The sequence below is a fragment of the Candidatus Marinimicrobia bacterium CG08_land_8_20_14_0_20_45_22 genome, assembly GCA_002774355.1.
GTDB lineage: Bacteria > Fidelibacterota > UBA2242 > UBA2242 > UBA2242 > 0-14-0-20-45-22.
Genome location: PEYN01000185.1, coordinates 1 through 2864, shown reverse-complemented (window position 1 = coordinate 2864; position 2864 = coordinate 1). Strand labels below are relative to the sequence as shown.

Annotated in this window: 4 protein-coding genes; all 4 read right to left on the bottom strand. The window is 42.7% G+C overall.

Annotated elements, in window-relative coordinates; genetic code table 11:
* Positions 1-24: 24 nt before the first annotated feature.
* On the bottom strand, positions 25-546 hold the full coding sequence (locus COT43_10450) for a hypothetical protein (GenBank protein PIS27455.1): 522 nt from the start codon (positions 544-546) through the stop codon (positions 25-27).
* Positions 539-943, bottom strand: coding sequence for a hypothetical protein (locus COT43_10445; protein ID PIS27454.1), 405 nt, complete (start codon positions 941-943; stop codon positions 539-541). Before COT43_10445 ends, COT43_10450 begins: the two co-directional genes overlap by 8 nt.
* Before the next feature lie 100 nt (positions 944-1043).
* A complete protein-coding gene (locus tag COT43_10440; GenBank protein PIS27453.1) occupies positions 1044-1445 on the bottom strand; it encodes a methylation site containing protein in 402 nt (133 codons plus the stop codon).
* Between the two features lie 61 nt (positions 1446-1506).
* The gene (locus COT43_10435) at positions 1507-2739 is read right to left on the bottom strand and encodes a hypothetical protein (GenBank protein PIS27452.1); all 1233 of its coding nucleotides are present in this window, start codon (positions 2737-2739) and stop codon (positions 1507-1509) included.
* Positions 2740-2864 lie beyond the last annotated feature (125 nt).

Here is a 2864-nt window from a genome sequence, read left to right as displayed (position 1 = left end):
AATGAAAACTCCGATCATCATTTATCAGTTCCTGAAGAAAATGGTTTGATGTGCTGAAATTGAATGTCCATATTCGGATATTGCCAAATGGATATTAACACTGCAACTCGAATCGGCCAGATAAGCCTTGGTGAATAACAACGTATCGATATTATCGACGACGAACCGAACTTTTGTTCCGCTTTGCGAACACAGAACGAAGTCTCGCTGTCCTTTAAAATAGACAACTTCGCGTCCAGGGTTTTTCAGTTTAATGCAAGTTCCATTCGTCGAGATCGGTCCAGAATCGGCTTTCGAGGAATCTTCATAAACAAACGATTGATCGGCGCTCGCCTCACGAACTTCGTTCGTCAGCATTTCCATCAAAAACGCCAGATCACGTTGAAGTCCCGCTTGTTTCATACCTTTTAGGAAATACTGATTCGAAGCGATTGTCAGATTACCGATGACAATCACAAGAATAGATGAAATGACGATAGCGATACTGAGTTCAACCAATGTAAAACCGTCATTATTTGTGGCGTTGAATTTCATCCTTTTATTCATTCCAATATTCTGTTATTAGTGTCGATAACCGAACGGAATAATCAGTATTTCCAGGAATCATAACTGTCACGGCGATATTTATATAATCTTCCGTAATTCCATCGCTATCCGCTCCGCCAATCCCATCACGCGGGTCGTCGACTGTCGATACGGATGTCGTGCGATAGCCAATCTTATCCGAAAGCATAACAATCGTGTTGACCTCGGTTAAACTATCGGAAAGTTCAGAATACAAGTATCGATTTGCGTTCTCCAATCGATCTGTCACTGTAAATAATGCGAGACGGTGATACTTCTCTTCATTCAGATATCGTTCGCCGCCATAGAAAAACTGCAATCCACCAATCATGATGACCATCGACAGGAGAACGGCAATCGATACTTCAATAAGCGTCATGCCGTCTTCCTGTTCAATTTGTCGTATTGCAGAGTTCGACATGGATTCGTCCACCAAAAAAGAGAGGGGGAAAGATTCCCCCTCTCTCACGAGGTAAATCTTAAAGACCACCACCAAAAGTACCCGCCTGATCCAATGTACGCGGAGTGGTGAGAAGGGCATTCGTGCATGTGATTGTGTAGGTCGAATCTGCTGATAATAGTGTATAATCACTAGCGGCAAAATACTTACCCGTTAAATCATCTGCAGTAATATCCAGGCCCAATACCTCTGTGACGGCCGTTCCGGAAGCAGCTGTCGGATAGACACTATTTCCGGCATAATAGACTCTTAAAGCAGTCCGAATCGTGCCCATAGCCGCATCGCATTCAGTCATTTTCGCTTTAGAGACATTCGATTGATAGATCGGTACGGCAACGGCGGCAAGAATACCAACGATGACGATGACGATCATCAGTTCCACCAGTGTGAAACCTGCTTGATTTTTGAAAAAGTTCTTCATTTTAGTTTCCTCCTTGTGTGTTTGTTAAACGAACTCTTTTTCATTATATCCAATACGAGAATTATCCATGAATTGCACTTGTCATTTGGAAAATCGGCAGATACAGAGCCAGAACGACAACCAATGCCAGTACGCCCATCCCGATCATCAATATCGGTTCGATCAGTGATGTCAGCGAGTCTATCGACGTGTTGAACTGTCGTTCATAAAACTCGGAGATTTTTCCAAGCATAAGTTCCAGAGCACCGGAATCTTCGCCGACGGCGACCATTTTCACCATCATCGTCGGAAAAAGGGCATGTTCCGCCATCGCTTTTGCCATTGATGAGCCACCGGAAATCGATTTCTTTACTTTCTCGATTATATCCGTGATGACGACATTATTAACGGTTTCTCCGGAAATTCCAAGAGCATCGACGAGCGTTACACTATTTTTCGTTAAAGTTCCCAGTGTTTTGGCAAATCTCGCGATAGTCGATTTTTTTACCATTCCACCAGCAATAGGTATTTTGAATTTAAGATCGTCAATAAAATAACGCCCTTTCGGATTTTTTTTCAGAGACTTGAACCCTAACACCACTCCGGCAATCACTACGATTTCAATGATTAGATTGTTTTTTACAAAATCCGCAATGGCGATGAGTACCAGAGTCGGTACTGGAAGCTGAGCGCCAAAACTTTCGAAGATTTCCTGAAACTTCGGAACCAATCCGAAAATCACGGCTGAAACAACTAAACCGAAAAAGATCATGATAAATTTAGGATAAGACATTGCTGATTTGATCTTTTTTTCAATCTTGTCTTTGTCTTCGACATACGTCGCCAGCTGATCGAGAATGGAGCCCATGTTTCCGCCGATCTCCGCCGCCTTGATCATAGAAACGGCAATCTGCGGAAAAATATGTATGTGTTGGGAAAGCGCTTTAGAAAAATTATCGCCCGCTTCGACTTGTTCTTTCACTTCAAGAATTACTCGTTTGAATTCCGCATTTTCGGCTTGTTCCGTCAGAACATTCAAGCTTTCAACCAATTGAACTCCCGCCTCAACCATTGTCGAAAGCTGACGAAAAAACATGACCAGATCGTCGGTCTTGAGCTTCTTTGAAAAAGTAAAAAAGGAACTTTTTCTACCGGTTTTTGCGGAAGTCGATTTCATCTCGCGTCTTTCCGCTGAAATAATCGTTATGGATTTCTTCCGAAGAGCAGACGCCAATGTGTGTGAACTTTCGGCTTCCGTAAGGCCTTTGATTTTTTTCCCGTTCGCGTCGATTGCTATGTAAGAATATTCCGGCATTAAATAATCCTCAAGACTTCGTCGATTGTCGTCAATCCTTCTTTAACTTTTTTCATGCCGTTGAATAAAAGAGTTTCCATGCCAAGTTCCTCGCTCCGCTTGCGAATTTGCTCTTCTGAAGCATC

Excerpts from the sequence above, each read along its gene's own strand:
- COT43_10450 (PIS27455.1), bottom strand. The coding sequence starts at position 546 with ATGAATAAAAGGATGAAATTCAACGCCACAAATAATGACGGTTTTACA.
- COT43_10445 (PIS27454.1), bottom strand. The coding sequence starts at position 943 with ATGACGCTTATTGAAGTATCGATTGCCGTTCTCCTGTCGATGGTCATC.
- COT43_10440 (PIS27453.1), bottom strand. The coding sequence starts at position 1,445 with ATGAAGAACTTTTTCAAAAATCAAGCAGGTTTCACACTGGTGGAACTG.
- COT43_10435 (PIS27452.1), bottom strand. The coding sequence starts at position 2,739 with ATGCCGGAATATTCTTACATAGCAATCGACGCGAACGGGAAAAAAATC.